Consider the following 16,785-nt stretch of genomic DNA (forward strand, 5'->3'; position numbering starts at 1 on the left):
CTCCTCAGGAAAGCTTGCCGGTGGCCAGCAAACCGTCAAGCTGGCCCGCGGCATCGAGCGCATGCAGGTCGTCGCATCCGCCGACGTGGACGTCGCCGACGAAAATCTGCGGGAAAGTCGAACCGCCCTGCGAGCGTTCGATCATCTCGCGGCGCAGGTCCGGCGAATAGGTCGCGTCGTGTTCGGTATAGGAGACGCCCTTGGAATCGAGCAGGCGCTTTGCCGCCGTGCAGAATCCGCAGAACATCCGGGTATAGATCGTCACTTCAGCCATGGAACGGAATCCCTTGTTGTTCCCGCTATATAGGCTTCGTGGCAAGGCTCTGGAAGTCCCCCGGCAGAACCCGTGCGAAAGTCAGCACGTCCACCTCCAGGGCCTTGGCCCGTTTCAGCGCACGCGTGGCCGCGTTCACCGTGGCGCCCGTGGTGTAGACGTCGTCGACCAGCAGGACACGCCGCCCGTGAACCTGCGCCAGCATGGTATCGGGCACCGCGAAGGCACCGCGCACATTGGCTTCGCGCTCGCTGCGCGCCAACCCGACCTGCTGGGCCGTGCGCCGCCGCCGGATCAGCGCCTCGGGCCGGAAGGCAAGCCCGGTGCGCTGTGCCAGCGCCCGGCCCAGTTCGGCAGACTGGTTGAACCGCCTGCGGAAAAACCGCCAGGCATGCAACGGTACCGGCACGATCACGTCGGCATCCGCGATCAGGTCGTGACCGGCGCGGTGCATCCAGCCCGCCATCCAGCGGGCAAGGTCGGTCGGGTCATTGTATTTCAGCGCCTGCACCAGCCGCCGCGCCGCTCCGTCATAGGCGGCCGCCGAACGGCAACGGGCGAAAGGGGGCGGATCGGCAATGGCTTGGGCGGAGAGGAAACCCTCGCCCATCTCATGCGCGAACGGTGTGCCGTAGACAGGGCAGACCGGGTGCTCGATCATCCGCAATTGCGGCCAGCAACGGCCGCACAATGTGCCCGGCGCGCTGACGATTCGCCGGCATCCCGGACAGACTGGCGGAAACAGCAGGCGCGCTGCTTCGTCTCCCCATCGCGAAAATCCGCCCTTGATCATCCCGCCCCGATCCGCCACCTGTTGCGCCGAAAGACCGCGCCCCGTTGCGCGCCATGATTGCGGCACTTGAACCGGAAGGCAACCGTATGGACCCCGTATTCGATACCGAACAGGTGCTGGCGCGGCGCCGCCGTGCCTTTGGCCAGCCGGTTCCGGGCGCCGATTTCCTGATGCGCCATGCCGCCGAAGACCTCGCGCTGCGCCTTTCGACCACCGGGCGGACCTTTTCCCGGGGCGGCGTGCTCCACAGCCTGACCGGCCACGCGCGCGACGCGCTGGCCGCATCCGGCAAGGTGGAAACGATCGTTTCGGTGGAATCGGACAGCGGCCTTCCCGCCCATGACACCGGCACGGTCGAGTCAGGTCCCGAAACCGTGGGCCTTGATGGCCAAAGCCTCGATCTGGCAGTCACCCTGCTGACGCTGCACGATGTCAACGACACGCCGGGATTCCTGACCCAGGTCCGCCATGCGCTCAAGCCCGACGGCCTTTTCCTCGGCGCCATGACGGGAGCCGGTACGCTGGCGGAATTGCGCGAAAGCCTGCTGGCCGCGGAGACGGAGATGACCGGTGGCGCCGCCCCGCGTGTTCATCCCTTCGCCGATGTCCGTACCGCCGGCGCGCTGCTTCAGCGCGCGGGCTTCGCGTTGCCGGTGACCGATTTCGAGACCCTGACGGTACGCTATGCCGACGCGCTGGCCCTCATGCGCGACCTGCGCGCCATGGGCGCCACGAACGCGCTGGCAAAGCGCAGCCGCAAGCCGTTGCGCAGGGATGTCCTGGCACGCGCCGCTGAAATCTATGCCGAACGGTTCAGCGATGCCGATGGCCGCATTCGAGCGACGTTCTCGATCGTCTGGCTGTCAGGCTGGGCGCCGGATCCCTCCCAGCAGAAGCCGCTCAAGCCAGGCTCGGCCAGCCATTCGCTGGCAGACGTCCTCGCTCGTCAGAAGAAATGAAGCGGCGCGGGCTACTGCAACCCGTCGGAGGCTGACTGCATCTTGGCATTGACGCTGCTTCCGATGGACACGGTCGCCGACAGGATCGCGACCGAGATGATGGCGGCGATCAGTGAGTACTCGATCGCGGTGGCGCCCGACTCATTGCTCAGGAATTTCTTGATCATGCGCGTCGTCCCGCCTTGCCATCCTCGATTATGGCTACTTTAGACATGACCGATTACATCACTGCTAACGCAATGGGTTAACAAATGGCAATTCTTGGTTGTCCCGCGTGCTTGCCCTTGCAGGCCGGACCTCAGCAATCGCCTGACCGCAGGCCGTTCTTGTGAATGATGCAAACGGAACCGGGCGTGCTTTGCAGGACGGATCGGCGCACGATATAGGTGTCGCCGCGCGAACCGATGGACCCCGTGGACATCCGGTCAATGCCTGCAAGGCCGCCCTGGCGGGCATAGTCACGCACCTGGTTTTCCGCGATCGGCGTCAGGATCACGGCCAGGGCCGCGGCAGCGGATCCGAACAGGAGGACGATGCGCAAGACCCCCATGCTGGCGGCGCTGGCGCTGTTGCGCACGGTGCCTCGCAGCGCATACCAATCTGAACTTTCGGCCATGTCTGAACCCCCTGGCAGCGTGAACCTGTCCGCGCCCTGCGCGCTCTCAGGACCACAATGCCATGCGGGACTAAACGATCGATTAACGATAGTTCGGGTTTTCCGCGCGCTGTCGCCCTGTCACAACAGGTCGATCAGAAAGGGGATCAACGGTTCGTCGGCCGGCGGCATCGGATAATCGCGCATGTCGCGCGGGCGCACCCATTTGATCGCCTGCCCCTCCAGGCCGGCCGGATGCCCCTCGAAACGCCGGCAGACATAAAGCGGCATCAGCAGGTGAAAGCTGTCATAGCTGTGGCTGGCGAAGGTCAGCGGCGCGAGGCATGCCGTTTTGGTGCGCACGCCGATTTCCTCTTCGAGTTCCCGGATGAGGGTTTCCTCCGGCGTTTCGCCAGGCTCCACCTTGCCGCCCGGAAACTCCCAGAGACCGGCCAGCGCCTTGCCTTCCGGGCGCTGCGTCAGCAATACGCGCCCGTCCGTGTCGACCAGCGCGCATGCGGCAACCAGCAGGATCGGCCGGGGGGTGGACGTGTTCATCGCGCCTGCTCCGCCGGTTTGCGATAGTGGTAGAAATACAGGGTGCGGAAGCCGATGCTGTTGTAAAGCGCGACAGCGGGATAGTTTCCGGTCTCGACCTGCAACCAGGCGGTTCTGGCGCCACGCAGCCGTGCCCACTTCAGCGCCGAGAGCACCGTGTTTCGCGCATGGCCCTGCCCGCGCTTGGCAGCCGCCGTCGCCACTTCGAACAGGCCTGCCAGATCGCCATCATGCACGCAGATGGCGGTCGTCACCGGCTGGCCGTCCTTTTCCGCCAGAAACAGGCCCGTCTCCGGCTCGATCGCGTTGACCACTTCCGAGATTCCGGCCCGCATCGAGGCGTCCAGCCCACGCACCGCCAGATGCGCGGCCGAAAAGCGCGCCACATCGCGCACCGGCAACTGGTCCATTGCATCCTCGAACGGGATCGCGCCCATGTCGGCGATCATGACGATGGATTCGCCGAACCGTTCCCAGCCCTGCGCATCACACCATTGGCTCAGCTCTTCGCCCGCCAGCGGCGAGAGCCGCAGCACGAGATCCCGTCCATAGGCCTCGAAGCGCGGCGCTGCACGGGCAATGCGCCCGGTGATGTCGCGCACATCGGCGGGATCGAGCGGATTGACGGAATTGAGGCGTTTGGCCGGATGGCTTGCGGTCAGGCGGATCGCCCACGTTCCGTCATACTGGATCGAGGTTGCCGGCCATGCGCGAAACCCTGCCGCCTCGAACCGCCTGACGATCCCCAGATCTTCCGGCGCCATGCGTCTCACCGGTCCGTCCACCCCGCGCTCAGCTCCTGTAATCGCCATTGATCGCGACATACTCCTTGGTCAGGTCGCAGGTCCACACGGTTGCCTTGCCATTGCCAAGCCCGATATCGGCACGGATGACGATCTCGTCATTTTTCATGTAGGCCGATGCCCTGTCTTCCGAATAGTCCGGATCGCGCTCGCCGTGATGGGCCAGCCGCATGTCGCCGAACCAGATGTCGAGCCGGTCGCGATCCGCCGGCTCGCCAGCCTTGCCGACGGCCATGACCACACGCCCCCAATTGGCGTCCTCGCCCGCCGCCGCCGTCTTGACAAGCGGCGAATTGGCGATCGACTGGGCAATGCGCCTCGCCGAGGCATCGCTGTCGGCGCCTGTCACCTGCACCTCGATGAGCTTGCGCGCGCCTTCACCGTCGCGAACGATCTGCAAGGCGAGATCCTGCATGACGGAAAACAGGGCCTCGCGGAAGCCGGAAAGGCGCTCGTCCGCCGGATCGGCGATGCGTGGCGCGCCACGCCCACCGGCCTTGCCGGTCGCAAAAAGCAGTAGCGTATCGCTGGTCGAGGTGTCGGAATCCACGGTTACCGAGTTGAAGGTCGGCCCGGTCGCCGAAGAGAGCATGGATTGCAGAGCCGCCGCCTCGATGGGCGCATCCGTTGCGATGAAGCTGAGCATGGTCGCCATGTCGGGCGCGATCATGCCGGCGCCCTTGGCGATGCCGTTGATGGTGACGGGCACGCCTCCCAGATCGGCTGTCGCCGAGGCATATTTGGGAAAGGTATCGGTGGTCATGATGGCCTCTCCGGCCGCGTGCCACCGGTCAGGCGCAGCCTGTCCCGCCAGGTCGGCGAGCATGCCGGTGAATTTCTCCGCCGCCAGCGGTTCGCCGATCACCCCGGTCGAAGCGAGATAGACCTCGTTTTCGCCGCAGCAGGCCGCCTCCGCCGCCGCACGTGCCGTCATCGCCGTCGACTCCCGGCCCTTGCGCCCGGTAAACGCATTGGCGTTGCCGGAATTGACGACGAGAATGCGCGCCTGGCCATGTGGCAGGTTCTCGCGGCACTGGTCCACCGGCGCGGAGGGGCATTTCGACCGCGTGAACACGCCGGCCACCTCCGTGCCCGGCGAAAACGTCATCACCATCAGGTCGGTGCGGCCCTTGTACTTGATGCCGGCAGCCGCCGTGGCGATGGCGACGCCTTCGATGGCCGGCATGTCCGGCCGGGTCTTCGGCGCCAGCGGCGAAACGGATGTGGACATGGCAGATGAGCTCCGAAACGGTCCTGGTTACTTGGCCTTGTCCATCTGCTCGACGACGCCCTTGAGCGTTTCGTCGACGACGTTCACCTCGGCGTCCTCACGCATTTTCGAGACCATCTCGAAATAGGTCTCGCGCAGCATTGCCGAGCGCACCTGGTCCTTGACGGCATCGAAGGCGGGGGGCTGCACCGCGCGCTTGTCCTCCACCTGGATGACATGCCATCCGAACTGCGTCTGCACCGGCTCCTTGGTATAGGCGCCGACATCGAGCCCGAATGCCGCCTTTTCGAATTCCGGCACCATCTGGCCCTGCTGGAAATAGCCGAGATCGCCGCCGTTCGGCCCCGACGGGCCGGTCGACTTCGCCTTGGCCAGCTCCGCGAAATCGGCGCCGCCATCCAGTTCCTTGATGATCGCCTCTGCCTCTTCCTTCGTCTTCACGAGAATGTGGCGGGCATGCACCTCGTTGGAGGGCGGCGTGTCGGCCAGTTCCTTGTCGTAGCGCGCGCGCACCATCTCGTCGGTGACCGCCTCCGCGACTTCCTTCTCGACATATTCCGAATGCAGCGCGCGGTTGGCGAGAAAGGCCATGCGGTTCTGGAATTCCGCATCCTTGTCATAGCCCTTCTCGCGCGCCTTGGCGGCCAGAAGACGGATTTCGATGAGGGCTGAAAGCGCAGCGCCACGGCGCTGTTCCTCCGGCAGCCGGGCAAATTGCTGGTCGAGATTGGCAATGGCCAGCGACAGGTCGCCTTCCGTGATCTCCATTCCATTGACGGTCGCCACCACTGTGTCATTGGCGGCCAGGGCCGGTGCGGCGAGAATGCCGGCGGCGAGAATGGCGGCGGAAAGGCCGGCGGCAAGGCGGCTGAACGAAACAGGCATGTCAGATTACTCCGAGTGAGGTCTTTGCCGGCTCGCAGATACCGGCAATTGTGGCCGAAATGGGCATGCAGCGCCGCGCGCCCGCGGCGTTGACATCGCATCTGCCCCCTCTTATCTGTCCTGCGACCATGCGTCCAGAACCAGTTTCGCGCATGGTCCGGCGGAATGCCGTCCCGCCTTGTCCCGAAAGGCTGCCCGGCCCGCATTCATGAACCGGCTCCAGCCAGGGTCGGACGATCGAGATTGAGAGGACCGACATGGTCAGTTTCGGCGGATTAGCCCGCAAGATTTTCGGCTCGGCCAATGACAGGCGCATCAAGGGGATGCGGCCCCGTGTCGAGGCGATCAACGCCATGGAAAACGAGATGGCGGAGCTCAGCGATGCCGATCTCGCAGACCGCACCCGCCAGTTCCGTGAGGATATCGCCAATGGCGCGAAGGTGGACGACCTGCTCGTGCCCGCCTTTGCCACTGTGCGCGAAGCCTCGCGACGCGTACTCGGCATGCGCCATTTCGATGTCCAGCTCATCGGCGGCATGGTCCTGCACGAGGGCTCCATCGCCGAGATGCGCACGGGCGAAGGCAAGACGCTGGTCGCCACGCTGGCCGTCTATCTCAACGCGCTGGAAGGCAAGGGCGTCCACGTCGTCACGGTCAACGACTACCTCGCCCGCCGCGACGCCGAGTGGATGGGCCGCCTCTACGGCTTTCTCGGCCTTTCGACCGGCATCATCGTGCATGGCATGTCCGACGAGCAGCGGCGCATGGCCTATGCCTGCGACGTGACCTACGGCACCAACAACGAGCTCGGCTTCGACTACCTGCGCGACAACATGAAGTATCAGCGCGAGGACATGGTCCAGCGCGGGCACAATTATGCCATCGTCGACGAGGTGGATTCGATCCTGATCGACGAGGCGCGCACGCCGCTCATCATTTCCGGCCCGCTCGATGACCGTTCCGAACTTTATGTCCAGGTCAACGGCTACATTCCGGAACTGCAGGACGACGATTTCGAGATCGACGAGAAGCAGAAGACCGCGACCTTCACCGAGGAGGGCACCGAGAAGATCGAGCGCCTTCTGGGCGGGGCCGGCCTGCTCAAGGGCGACGGCCTCTATGATGTCGAGAACGTCGCGCTCGTCCACCACGCCAACAACGCCCTGCGCGCCCACAAGCTGTTCCAGCGTGACAAGGATTACATCGTCGCCAATGGCGAGATCGTCATCATCGACGAGTTCACCGGCCGCCAGATGCCCGGCCGCCGTTTTTCCGAAGGCCTGCACCAGGCGCTGGAAGCCAAGGAAGGCGTGCAGATCCAGCCCGAGAACCAGACACTGGCCTCGATCACCTTCCAGAACTATTTCCGCATGTACGGCAAGCTTGCCGGCATGACCGGAACGGCTTCCACCGAAGCCGAGGAGTTCGGCAGCATCTACGGCCTCGATGTGGCCGAGATCCCGACCAACCTGCCGATCCAGCGTCTCGATGAGGACGACGAGGTCTACCGCACCTTCGAGGAGAAGTACCGGGCCATCGTGCGCGAGATCAAGGACGCCCACGCCAAGGGCCAGCCGATCCTCGTCGGCACCACCTCCATCGAGAAGTCGGAATTCCTGGCCGAACTGCTGCGCCGCGAGGGCGTGACGGATTTCGAGATCCTCAATGCACGCCACCATGAGCGCGAGGCCTCCATCGTCGCCCAGGCCGGCGTGCCCGGCGCCATCACCATCGCCACCAACATGGCCGGCCGCGGCACCGACATCCAGCTCGGCGGCAATGCCGACATGCGCATCGCACAGGAACTGGGCGACCTGGCCGAAGGGCCGGAGCGCAAGGCGAAGGAAGACGCCATCCGCGCCGACATCAAGCGCCTGAAGGACGAGGCGCTGGCCGCCGGCGGCCTCTATGTGCTCGCCACCGAGCGCCATGAAAGCCGCCGCATCGACAACCAGTTGCGTGGACGCTCCGGCCGCCAGGGCGACCCCGGAAAGTCGAAATTCTACCTTTCGCTCCAGGACGACCTGATGCGCATCTTCGGCTCCGAGCGCATGGACAGCATGCTCCAGAAGCTCGGCCTGAAGGAAGACGAGGCCATCATCCACCCCTGGATCAACAAGGCTCTGGAAAAGGCCCAGAAGAAGGTCGAGGCCCGCAACTTCGATATCCGCAAGAACCTGTTGAAGTTCGACGACGTGATGAACGACCAGCGCAAGGTGGTCTTCGAACAGCGGCTCGAACTCATGGACGGCGTCAACCTGTCGGAAACCGTGGCCGAGATGCGTCAGGATGTCATCGACGACATGGTGGCCAAGCGCATTCCCGAGAAGGCCTATGCCGACCAATGGGACGTGGCCGGCCTCAAGCAGGATGTGCAGGCCTATCTGAACCTCGACCTGCCCATCGAGGAATGGGTCAAGGAAGACGGCATCGCCGAGGACGACATCACCGAGCGCCTGACCGAAGCCGCCGGCAAGGCCGCCGACGAGCGGCTGGAGCGCTACGGCCCCGAATTGCAGACCTATGTCGAGAAATCGATCATGCTGCAAACGCTGGATCACCTGTGGCGCGAGCATCTGGTCAACCTGGACCACTTGCGCTCGGTCATCGGCTTCCGCGGCTATGCCCAGCGCGATCCGCTCCAGGAATACAAGGGCGAGGCCTTCGAGCTTTTCCAGGCCATGCTGGCCAACCTGCGTCAGGTGGTCACCGCCCAGCTCATGCGCGTCGAGATCGTCCAGCAGGCCGCCGAGACGCCGATGCCCGAAGCGCCGGAAGGCGAAGGCAGCCACTACGACCTGACCACCGGTCTGGACGAATTCGACGAGCCCGTCGAAGCCGCTTTCGACGACACGCCGCTTCGCCAGGTCGCCCCGGAAGACCGCGATCCCGAAGATCCGGCAAGCTGGGGAAAGGTGGGCCGCAACGAGCCCTGCCCCTGCGGTTCCGGCAAGAAGTTCAAGCACTGCCACGGCGTTCTGGCCTGACCGGTCGAACCCCAGGGCTTTGACATGCAAGGACCGGCGCTGCGAAAGCAACGCCGGTCCTTGCGATTCGGGTCAGGAATGTCAGGCCGGTTCAGAAATCGCAGCGGCCCGTCCGCATGCAGCGGCGCATCGTGTCGCGCAGGTCGGCCTTCCATGCCCGGGCGTCATGGCGGCCATGGCGCGATCCGTCGCGCTCGCCGGCCTGGTAGCCGATCACATAGCCCTTGCGGTATCCCGCCTTGTAGCCGCGCACATAGTCGCCACTACGGCTGCTTTTCGTGGTGAAGGCCGAACGGCCACGCAGCAATTCGTCCACATACGAGGCCTTGTAGGCGCCCTTGTAGCCATCCTTGTAGCCATGCTCGCGCCCGATGCGCCTGCCCTGCCGGTAACCGTCGCGATAGGTCTGGGACGCGGCTTCCGCAGCAGCGGGAACAATGGCCGGCGCGGCGGTCACGGCAACCGCGGCAATCAGTGCCGGAGCGGCGAAACGGGTGAAGAACGAACGGCGGGAAAGAGTGGTCTGGCGGGTCATCGGGGTTCTCCTTGCTTGCTCGGTATCCGATGACCGCATCATCACCGTGCCATGCTGAACGCAGGCGGAGCGCCCCATTCATGCGCAATTCATGATTCAGCCCCGCCGGCTGGTTCGCCGCCTCATCAGCATGGCCACGGCAATCATGCAGCCCGTGCCGGCCAGCGCCATGCCGCCAAGCATGCCCAGCGCCGCGTGCGGCCCTGCCCGTTCCAGCACAAGCGCGGTCACGAACGGGGCAAGCGCGGTGACGAACAGGCGCACGCTGTTCAATCGTCCGGTGACGGTGCCGTAGACGCCGCGCCCGAACGCCATCAACGGCAGCATGCCGCGCACGATGAAGGCCAGTCCCTGCCCGATACCGAATGCGAGCGCGAAGGCGACGCCCCAAGTCACGTCCGGCGCCCCGGCGAGCAGCACAGCCAGCGCCACCGCCAGCATGGCCACCGACAGGACCGACGGCACATGGATCGGGGTGCGCCGGGCCGTGGCGAATTCGAGCAGCCGTGCGCCCACCTGTGCCGGCCCGATGCATGCGCCCACCAGCGCTGCCGCACCGCCAAGCCCCAGCCCGCCCAGCAGCGGGATGAGATGCAGATGCACTGCGGAAATCACGAAGGAGGCCATCGAGAAACCGGCCAGCATGAGCAGGAACAGCATGCGCGCCGCAACCGGAGAAAGCGCCAGCCCCTCGCCCGCGCCGGCCGGCCTGCCGGGAACCGCCGCCGTGCCCGCGCCATCGGGCGCCTGCGCGAGTCGGCCCAGGAAGACATGGACCGGAACACAGACCGCCAGATGAAGCCCGGCATAGGCGAGGTAGATGCCGCGCCAGTCCATCCATGTCAGCAACCATTGCGTGAGCGGCCAGAAGACCGTCGAGGCGAAACCTGCCACGAAGGTGATGCCGGCAATGACCCCTCGCGCACGCTCCGGTCCGCTGACATGGGCCACCGTCACGAAAGCGGCCTCATAGAGTACGAGGACCGACACGACTTCGCTTGCCAGAAGGAAGCCGATGAACGCGGGCACGCCTGGTATCAGCGCCCATCCCGTCAGCACCGCCGCCGCCACCAGCGAGCCGGCCGCCATAACCTTTGCAGGATGGCGCCGGTCCATCACCGCGCCGGCCCTTGGGGCCACGAGGCTGCCGCCGATCATTGCCAGCGAAAAGGTGCCGAACACGGCCGAAAGCGACAGGCCGGTTTCCTCCGCCATGCCGGGCGCCAGCACGCCGAAGGCATAGTAGAGCGTTCCATAACCGATGGTTTGGGTCGTCCCCAGGGCGGCCGAAACGGCCCAGCCGGGCAAGGCAGGCGGGTTTTCCATGCTGTTCGGTCAAGTCCGCTGAAGATCAGGATGTGAAACGGGCAGAGAAAAACAGGTCGAACCGCCCGCTGCAAGCCTGGAAGCCAACTGTTTCTTAAAGTCTGGTTGGTAAACGAACATGGGTTACAGGGATAGAGGGAACAGGGGTGCGCTTTTCCGCCGCCGCCACAACCGATCGCATTCTGCCGGAGCGGCTTGCCGAACGGGCCCGCCCGTTTGCCGATCGCATCGATGGCGTGGTTTTCGCCGCGGACGAGCGCGGCAAGGCCAGCCGCATGTCGCTGATCGCCTTCGCCATTCGCATTGTTTCGGCGGCACTCGCCTTCGCCTCGCAGGTGCTTCTGGCGCGCTGGATGGGCAGTTTCGAATACGGCATCTTCGTGCTCGTATGGGTTACGATGATCATCGTGGGAAACCTGTCCTGCTTCGGTTTCCACACCTCGATCATCCGCTTCATGCCCGAATACCTGGCGAGAAAGGACCATGACAGCCTGCGCGGCATCACCCTTGCCGCCCGGCTTGTCGCCCTCCTCGCGGCATCTGCGCTCGCTGCCCTCGGCATTGCCGGCATCTGGTTCTTTTCCGCCCGCATCGAGAGCTACTACATCGTTCCCTTCTGGCTTGGCCTGATCTGCCTGCCCATGATCGCCCTGTCCGATGTGCTCCAGGGCATTTCGCGCGCCAATGCCTGGGCGGTTTCGGCGCTGTCGCCGATCTACCTGATACGGCCGGTTCTCATCCTGGTCTTCATGGGGGCTGCCATCCTGGCAGGCTTCCCGGCCGATGCGCGCACCGCGGTCATCTCCGCCATCGCCGCGACCTATGCCACGACATTCGGCCAGCTTGTCCTCGTCACCGCCTGGGCCGATCGCGAAATTCCTGACGGACCGCGCCGCTATCACATGGCGGACTGGGTGATCGTGTCCTTTCCCATTTTTCTGGTCGAAGGCTTCTTCTTCCTGATGACCAATGCCGACGTGCTGATGGTCGGCCACTACCTCGCCCCGCATGATGTTGCCGTCTACTACGCGGCGGTCAAGATCCTGGCGCTGGTCCATTTCGTCTATTTCGCGGTGAAGGCGGGTGCCGCGCAGCGGTTCGCCACCCTTGCCAACGAACCCGATCCCGCCCGCCTCGGCGCCTTTGCCCGCGAAACGGTCCACTGGACATTCTGGCCGTCGGTCGGCATGGCCGCGGCCATCCTGCTTGCCGGTCACGTCCTGCTCGGCCTCTTCGGTGAGGAATTCACGGCCGGCTATCCCATGCTCTTCGTGCTCGTCCTCGGCGTCGTCGCCCGTGCATCGGTCGGACCCGCGGAAAGCCTGCTCACGATGACCGGCAACCAGACCGCCTGTGCCACGGTCTATGGCGCCGCGCTGGCCACCAATATCGCGCTCAACGTCATCTTCCTGCCCCTGTGGGGCCTTTGGGGTGCTGCCATTGCCACGGCGATAGCCATGACCATGGAAGCGGCCCTCCTCATACACACCGTCTGGCGGCGCAACGGCATCCTCATGTTCGTCGCCTCTCCAGCGACCTGGCCAGGGGGGAAAGACTGACATGGCAGCCATTCCCCTGATCGAGGAACTGAGCGGTTCCGCGTCCGGACAGATGATCGCCGATCTGGCCGGGGTCGGCGGCGATTTCGCCGACATCCCGCTGGATGCCCTGCGGGGCGCGTCCCTGCCCGACAGCCCGCGCAAGCTGTCCGTCTACGCAGCCTCCGCCGGTTTCGACCTGGTCGACGAACTCGATCATCTTGCCGCACGCTCCGTGGAGCCGAATGTCTTCTTCAATCCGCGTTTCCTCGCGCCCGCCATGCCGCGGCTGGAGGACCGGGAGGTCTTTCTTGCCGTCATGCGCGACGAGAACGACCAGCGCTCGCGGCTGCGTTTTCTCCTGCCCTATTCGGTGGAGCGGCCTGCACTGGGTCTGGGACCCGCCATCATGCGCGGCTGGTCCAATCCCTACGGACCGCTTGGAACCCCGCTGATCGACCGCGACGACCCGGTCGGCATCATCGACAATTTTCTCGCCATGCTCACCCGGCCCTCGCTGAGCCTGCCGAACGTGCTCGTCCTGCCCGACATGCTCCTCGACGGCGAGGCCGCAAGCCTGATCCGCACCGCCGCGATGGGCCGCAACCTGCCGGTCCTCACCGCCGATACCCGCGAGCGGGCGTGCCTGAACAGCGACATGGATGGCGACGACTACCTGCGCCAGTCGCTCAATTCGCACCATTTCCGCGAATATCGCAGGCTTTGGCGGCGGCTGTCGGAAAAGGGGCAACTGGAACACCATGTCGCCCGCCAGCCCGACGAAGTGCGCCGTGGCTGCGAATCCTTCCTGACGCTGGAGCTGATGGGATGGAAGGGGCGCGAGCGTACCGCCCTCGCCTCGGACCGCTATCAGGCCGCCTTCGTGCGCGAGGCAGTCGACCGGCTGTCACAGAACGACATGGTGCGCATCCATACGCTTTCGCTCGACGGCGAAACCGTGGCCGCACTCATCGTCTTCATCGAAAGGGGCGTCGCCTACACCTGGAAGACGGCCTATGACGAATCGCTGTCCCCCTATTCGCCCGGTGCGCTGCTGATGATCGAGGCAACCAAGGCCCATCTGGACGACCTCAATATCGCCCTGACCGATTCCTGCGCTGCGCCCGACCATCCGCAGATGGACCGGTTGTGGAGCGAGCGCCGGCGGATCGGGACGCTCATCGTCGGCCTGACGCCCGGCGCCGACCGCGCCGCCCGCCAGACGGCGGCGCAACTGCATCTCTATACCGAATCCCGCAATCTGGCCCGGCTGGTCCGCAAACGCATGCGCGGCTTCATCCGGCGGCGCTGAGCCGCGCCGCCCGGTTCAGTCCTTGGCAACGATCGCGCCGACATCCAGCAGCGGCGAAGCATCGATCTCGCCGGCATTGAGCATGTCGCCGACGCGCTCCAGAACGGAAAGCACCATCGCCTGCTCCCAGTCCGGCAGGTCGGAGAACTGGCGCGCGAAAATGCGCTGCAGCGGATCGGGTGCGGCCTCCAGCACCGATTTGCCTTCCTCCGTCACGCTCACCCAGACGATACGCTTGTCGCGCTGCCCGCGTGTGCGTGCCACCAGCCCGCGCCGCTCCAGCTTGTCGATGAGCGTGGTCGCCGTGGCCTGCCCCACCCCGGCCTGACCGGCAATCGTCTTGGGCGAGACACGATCGTTGCGCGCCACGATCTCCAGCACGATCAGTTGCGGCACCGTCAGGCCGGTCGCCTTCGCCAGCGCGCGGGCATTGAACTCGGTTGCACGCAAGATCCGCCTCAATGCGATCAGCGTTGCCTGGACCCTGTCTTCCATGTCACCTCTTCCGGTTGATTTTGTCTCAAAAACCATTTTGATTTGCAAAGCATATTTTTTCGCATTTTTTCGTTGCTTTTTCAATATGTTGCATATTTTTCAGAACTTTTTTCGCGGTCAACGGTTGTTATGTAGTTCGATATTCATAATATCCAGAGCACGTTGAACAGGCATTCCGGAGACCGATGAAACCCGTTGAAACACTGAAACGAAAAGACACCATCGCCTTTCGCGAGCCCACGCGCGAAGACGGCAGCGACGTCTGGGAACTCATCAAGGCCTGCGAGCCGCTGGACGTCAACTCCCGCTATTGCAACCTGATCCAGTGCGACCACTTTGCCGAGACCTGTGTCGCGGCCATCCGCGCCGACGGCAAGCTGGTCGGATGGATCTCGGCCTACCTCCTGCCCGACGATCCGCAGACCCTCTTCGTGTGGCAGGTGGCCGTCTCGCCGCTGGCCCAGGGCCAGGGCGTTGGCAAGCGCATGCTGAACCATCTGCTCGACCGCGAGGCCTGCAAGGACGTCACGCGCATGCAGACCACCATCACGCCGGACAATGAGGCAAGCTGGGCGCTCTTCTCGTCCCTTGCCCGCAGCCGCGGCGCCCGGCTTACCGATCGCCCGCACTACCGGCGCGACGACCATTTCGACGGCCGCCACGAGACCGAGCACATGGTCACGATCCGCTTTCCGGACGAAAGCCGCGTTGCCGCCTGAACGCGCTCGCCTCCGGCGCGAACACCAGACATCCAACCTGAAAAGAGGTTCCCATGACTTCCGCCATGACGGACGACAAGACCATTTTCTCCCGACGCGAATCGGCCGTGCGCAGCTATTGCCGCAGTTTCCCCGTTGTCTTCGACACCGGCCGCAACGCCATTTTGACCGACACGCAGGGCCGCGACTATATCGATTTCCTGGCCGGCTGCTCCTCGCTGAACTACGGCCACAACGACCCCGACATGAAGGCTGCGCTTGTCGATTATGTCGCCGGCGACGGCGTCACCCATGGCCTTGACATGCATACCGGTGCCAAGGCCGCGTTTCTCGAAGCCTTCGAACGCATCATCCTCAAGCCGCGCGGCATGGATCACAAGGTCATGTTCTGCGGCCCCACCGGCGCCAATGCTGTCGAGGCAGCGCTGAAACTGGCCCGCAAGGTGACCGGACGCACCAATGTCATCGCCTTTACCAACGGCTTCCATGGTGTCACCAACGGCGCGCTGGCCGCCACCGGCAACGGCTTTCACCGGGGCGGCGCGGGCGTTGCCCTGCCCGATGTCACGCGCATGCCTTTCGATGGCTTTCTCGACCAGGAGGCCGATTCGGCCGCCATGCTCGAACAGATGCTGGCCGACCCCTCCGGCGGCATCGATGCCCCGGCCGCCATCATTCTGGAAACCGTGCAGGGTGAAGGCGGACTGAACGCGGCTTCAGCCGACTGGGTACGCCGCATCGCCACGATCGCCCGCGACAACGGCGCGCTCTTCATCATCGACGACATCCAGGCCGGATGCGGACGGACAGGAACCTTCTTCAGCTTCGAGGATTTCGGTATCATGCCGGATATCGTCACCATGGCAAAATCGCTGTCTGGCTACGGCCTGCCGCTGGCTGCCGTGCTGATCCGCCCGCAGCACGACATCTTCGGCCCGGCCGAGCACAACGGCACCTTCCGGGGCAACAACCACGCCTTCGTCACCGCGCGCGTGGCACTGGAGAAGTTCTGGGCCGACGATGAGTTCCAGACGGAGATCACCGGCAAGTCCGGCTTGCTGCGCGAGCGGCTGGAGCATATCGCCGGCCGCATCCCCGGCGCCCGCCTCAAGGGCCGCGGCATGATGCAGGGCATCGATGTGGGCAGCGGCGAGCGGGCCTCCGGCATTTGCGCCGAGTGCTTCCGCAATGGCCTCATCATCGAGACATCCGGCGCCCATGACGAGGTCGTCAAGATCCTCGCGCCCCTGACCATCGAGCGTGAACAGCTCGAACGCGGCCTCGACATCCTCGAGGCGGCGGCCCGAACCGTCATCCAGCCCCAGACCATAGCAGCGGAGTGAACAGAAATGATCGTGCGAGACCTGAACAAAGCCAAGAACACCGAGCGGCGCGTCGTTTCGGACGGGTGGGAAAGCGTTCGCCTGCTTCTGGCCGGCGACAAGATGGGCTTCAGCTTCCACATCACCACCATCTATGCCGGTGGCGAGCTGAACTTCCATTACAAGAACCACCTGGAATCCGTCTATTGCATTTCCGGTTCCGGTTCGATCGAGGACATCGCCACCGGCGAGGTTCATCCGATCCGGCCGGGCGTCATGTATGCGCTCAACGAGCATGACAAGCACATCCTGCGTGCCGACGAGGAAATGATCATGGCCTGCGTGTTCAATCCGCCGGTCACGGGTCAGGAAGTCCACCAGGACGACGGCTCCTATGCCCTCGTGGCAGAGGAGGCCTGAAACGGGGCGCCGGAACAAACGCCAAGCAACATC

Annotated in this window: 18 protein-coding genes; 7 read left to right on the forward strand and 11 right to left on the reverse strand. The window is 64.6% G+C overall.

What is annotated here, in order from left to right; all coding sequences use genetic code 11:
- Positions 1-4: 4 nt before the first annotated feature.
- Entirely contained in the window at positions 5-274 is a 270-nt protein-coding gene (gene grxC, locus R3D65_RS04580; RefSeq protein WP_371274051.1) for a glutaredoxin 3, read from the reverse strand.
- 25 nt (positions 275-299) lie between these two features.
- Positions 300-1,067 (reverse strand): ComF family protein, encoded by a 768-nt coding sequence (locus tag R3D65_RS04585; protein WP_371274052.1) that lies wholly within the window; start codon positions 1,065-1,067, stop codon positions 300-302.
- A gap of 86 nt (positions 1,068-1,153) precedes the next feature.
- Between R3D65_RS04585 and R3D65_RS04590 the strand changes: the two genes are divergently transcribed.
- On the forward strand, positions 1,154-2,026 hold the full coding sequence (locus R3D65_RS04590; protein WP_371274053.1) for an SAM-dependent methyltransferase: 873 nt from the start codon (positions 1,154-1,156) through the stop codon (positions 2,024-2,026).
- Between the two features lie 11 nt (positions 2,027-2,037).
- Here the strand turns inward: R3D65_RS04590 and R3D65_RS04595 are convergent, their stop codons facing one another.
- The 6 genes from R3D65_RS04595 to R3D65_RS04620 all read right to left on the reverse strand — a co-directional run bounded on the left by R3D65_RS04595 (position 2,038) and on the right by R3D65_RS04620 (position 6,098).
- A complete protein-coding gene (locus tag R3D65_RS04595) occupies positions 2,038-2,193 on the reverse strand; it encodes a Flp family type IVb pilin (protein WP_371274054.1) in 156 nt (51 codons plus the stop codon).
- A 131-nt stretch (positions 2,194-2,324) separates the two neighbouring features.
- Positions 2,325-2,642 (reverse strand): hypothetical protein, encoded by a 318-nt coding sequence (locus R3D65_RS04600; protein WP_371274055.1) that lies wholly within the window; start codon positions 2,640-2,642, stop codon positions 2,325-2,327.
- A gap of 120 nt (positions 2,643-2,762) precedes the next feature.
- Complete coding sequence (gene mutT, locus R3D65_RS04605; protein ID WP_371274056.1) at positions 2,763-3,179, reverse strand: 8-oxo-dGTP diphosphatase MutT; 417 nt, start codon at positions 3,177-3,179, stop codon at positions 2,763-2,765.
- Positions 3,176-3,991, reverse strand: coding sequence for a GNAT family N-acetyltransferase (locus R3D65_RS04610; RefSeq protein ID WP_371274057.1), 816 nt, complete (start codon positions 3,989-3,991; stop codon positions 3,176-3,178). The genes mutT and R3D65_RS04610 overlap by 4 nt, the downstream gene beginning before the upstream one ends.
- Positions 3,972-5,213: a bifunctional glutamate N-acetyltransferase/amino-acid acetyltransferase ArgJ gene (gene argJ / locus R3D65_RS04615; RefSeq protein ID WP_371274058.1), complete on the reverse strand. Its 1,242-nt coding sequence runs from the start codon at positions 5,211-5,213 to the stop codon at positions 3,972-3,974. Before argJ ends, R3D65_RS04610 begins: the two co-directional genes overlap by 20 nt.
- Before the next feature lie 27 nt (positions 5,214-5,240).
- Positions 5,241-6,098 (reverse strand): peptidylprolyl isomerase, encoded by an 858-nt coding sequence (locus tag R3D65_RS04620; protein WP_371274059.1) that lies wholly within the window; start codon positions 6,096-6,098, stop codon positions 5,241-5,243.
- 257 nt (positions 6,099-6,355) lie between these two features.
- Here R3D65_RS04620 and secA point away from each other — a divergent pair, with 257 nt between their 5' ends.
- The gene (secA, locus tag R3D65_RS04625) at positions 6,356-9,085 is read left to right on the forward strand and encodes a preprotein translocase subunit SecA (protein WP_371274061.1); all 2,730 of its coding nucleotides are present in this window, start codon (positions 6,356-6,358) and stop codon (positions 9,083-9,085) included.
- A 91-nt stretch (positions 9,086-9,176) separates the two neighbouring features.
- On the opposite strand, the gene R3D65_RS04630 is transcribed toward secA, so the two are convergent.
- On the reverse strand, positions 9,177-9,620 hold the full coding sequence (locus R3D65_RS04630) for a hypothetical protein (protein ID WP_371274062.1): 444 nt from the start codon (positions 9,618-9,620) through the stop codon (positions 9,177-9,179).
- A gap of 96 nt (positions 9,621-9,716) precedes the next feature.
- Positions 9,717-10,946, reverse strand: a complete 1,230-nt coding sequence (locus R3D65_RS04635; protein WP_371274063.1) for an MFS transporter — start codon at positions 10,944-10,946, stop codon at positions 9,717-9,719.
- Between the two features lie 146 nt (positions 10,947-11,092).
- On the opposite strand from R3D65_RS04635, the gene R3D65_RS04640 reads away from it, so the two are divergent.
- Positions 11,093-12,505 carry a lipopolysaccharide biosynthesis protein gene (locus tag R3D65_RS04640; RefSeq protein WP_371274064.1) on the forward strand — a complete coding sequence of 471 codons (1,413 nt, stop codon included), beginning with the start codon at positions 11,093-11,095 and terminating at the stop codon, positions 12,503-12,505.
- A gap of 1 nt (position 12,506) precedes the next feature.
- Positions 12,507-13,796, forward strand: a complete 1,290-nt coding sequence (locus tag R3D65_RS04645; RefSeq protein ID WP_371274065.1) for a GNAT family N-acetyltransferase — start codon at positions 12,507-12,509, stop codon at positions 13,794-13,796.
- Between the two features lie 15 nt (positions 13,797-13,811).
- Here R3D65_RS04645 and R3D65_RS04650 read toward each other — a convergent pair whose 3' ends face one another.
- Positions 13,812-14,291 carry a MarR family winged helix-turn-helix transcriptional regulator gene (locus R3D65_RS04650; RefSeq protein WP_371274066.1) on the reverse strand — a complete coding sequence of 160 codons (480 nt, stop codon included), beginning with the start codon at positions 14,289-14,291 and terminating at the stop codon, positions 13,812-13,814.
- A gap of 185 nt (positions 14,292-14,476) precedes the next feature.
- On the opposite strand from R3D65_RS04650, the gene ectA reads away from it, so the two are divergent.
- The 3 genes from ectA to R3D65_RS04665 are packed head-to-tail and all read left to right on the forward strand — an operon-like array spanning position 14,477 to position 16,752.
- Positions 14,477-15,010 (forward strand): diaminobutyrate acetyltransferase, encoded by a 534-nt coding sequence (gene ectA / locus R3D65_RS04655; protein WP_371274067.1) that lies wholly within the window; start codon positions 14,477-14,479, stop codon positions 15,008-15,010.
- A 53-nt stretch (positions 15,011-15,063) separates the two neighbouring features.
- Entirely contained in the window at positions 15,064-16,353 is a 1,290-nt protein-coding gene (gene ectB / locus R3D65_RS04660) for a diaminobutyrate--2-oxoglutarate transaminase (RefSeq protein ID WP_371274068.1), read from the forward strand.
- Between the two features lie 6 nt (positions 16,354-16,359).
- Positions 16,360-16,752, forward strand: coding sequence for an ectoine synthase (locus R3D65_RS04665; protein ID WP_371274069.1), 393 nt, complete (start codon positions 16,360-16,362; stop codon positions 16,750-16,752).
- The last annotated feature ends 33 nt before the right edge of the window (positions 16,753-16,785 follow it).

Origin of the sequence: Zhengella sp., from assembly GCF_041397485.1 — a bacterium.
In the GTDB taxonomy this organism is placed as follows: Bacteria; Pseudomonadota; Alphaproteobacteria; order Rhizobiales; family Rhizobiaceae; genus Zhengella.

Bases quoted from the DNA above. Each gene is read 5' to 3' on its own strand.
- grxC (WP_371274051.1), bottom strand. From the start codon at position 274: ATGGCTGAAGTGACGATCTATACCCGGATGTTCTGCGGATTCTGCACG.
- R3D65_RS04585 (WP_371274052.1), bottom strand. From the start codon at position 1,067: ATGATCAAGGGCGGATTTTCGCGATGGGGAGACGAAGCAGCGCGCCTG.
- R3D65_RS04590 (WP_371274053.1), top strand. From the start codon at position 1,154: ATGGACCCCGTATTCGATACCGAACAGGTGCTGGCGCGGCGCCGCCGT.
- R3D65_RS04595 (WP_371274054.1), bottom strand. From the start codon at position 2,193: ATGATCAAGAAATTCCTGAGCAATGAGTCGGGCGCCACCGCGATCGAG.
- R3D65_RS04600 (WP_371274055.1), bottom strand. From the start codon at position 2,642: ATGGCCGAAAGTTCAGATTGGTATGCGCTGCGAGGCACCGTGCGCAAC.
- mutT (WP_371274056.1), bottom strand. From the start codon at position 3,179: ATGAACACGTCCACCCCCCGGCCGATCCTGCTGGTTGCCGCATGCGCG.
- R3D65_RS04610 (WP_371274057.1), bottom strand. From the start codon at position 3,991: ATGGCGATTACAGGAGCTGAGCGCGGGGTGGACGGACCGGTGAGACGC.
- argJ (WP_371274058.1), bottom strand. From the start codon at position 5,213: ATGTCCACATCCGTTTCGCCGCTGGCGCCGAAGACCCGGCCGGACATG.
- R3D65_RS04620 (WP_371274059.1), bottom strand. From the start codon at position 6,098: ATGCCTGTTTCGTTCAGCCGCCTTGCCGCCGGCCTTTCCGCCGCCATT.
- secA (WP_371274061.1), top strand. From the start codon at position 6,356: ATGGTCAGTTTCGGCGGATTAGCCCGCAAGATTTTCGGCTCGGCCAAT.
- R3D65_RS04630 (WP_371274062.1), bottom strand. From the start codon at position 9,620: ATGACCCGCCAGACCACTCTTTCCCGCCGTTCGTTCTTCACCCGTTTC.
- R3D65_RS04635 (WP_371274063.1), bottom strand. From the start codon at position 10,946: ATGGAAAACCCGCCTGCCTTGCCCGGCTGGGCCGTTTCGGCCGCCCTG.
- R3D65_RS04645 (WP_371274065.1), top strand. From the start codon at position 12,507: ATGGCAGCCATTCCCCTGATCGAGGAACTGAGCGGTTCCGCGTCCGGA.
- R3D65_RS04650 (WP_371274066.1), bottom strand. From the start codon at position 14,291: ATGGAAGACAGGGTCCAGGCAACGCTGATCGCATTGAGGCGGATCTTG.
- ectA (WP_371274067.1), top strand. From the start codon at position 14,477: ATGAAACCCGTTGAAACACTGAAACGAAAAGACACCATCGCCTTTCGC.
- ectB (WP_371274068.1), top strand. From the start codon at position 15,064: ATGACTTCCGCCATGACGGACGACAAGACCATTTTCTCCCGACGCGAA.
- R3D65_RS04665 (WP_371274069.1), top strand. From the start codon at position 16,360: ATGATCGTGCGAGACCTGAACAAAGCCAAGAACACCGAGCGGCGCGTC.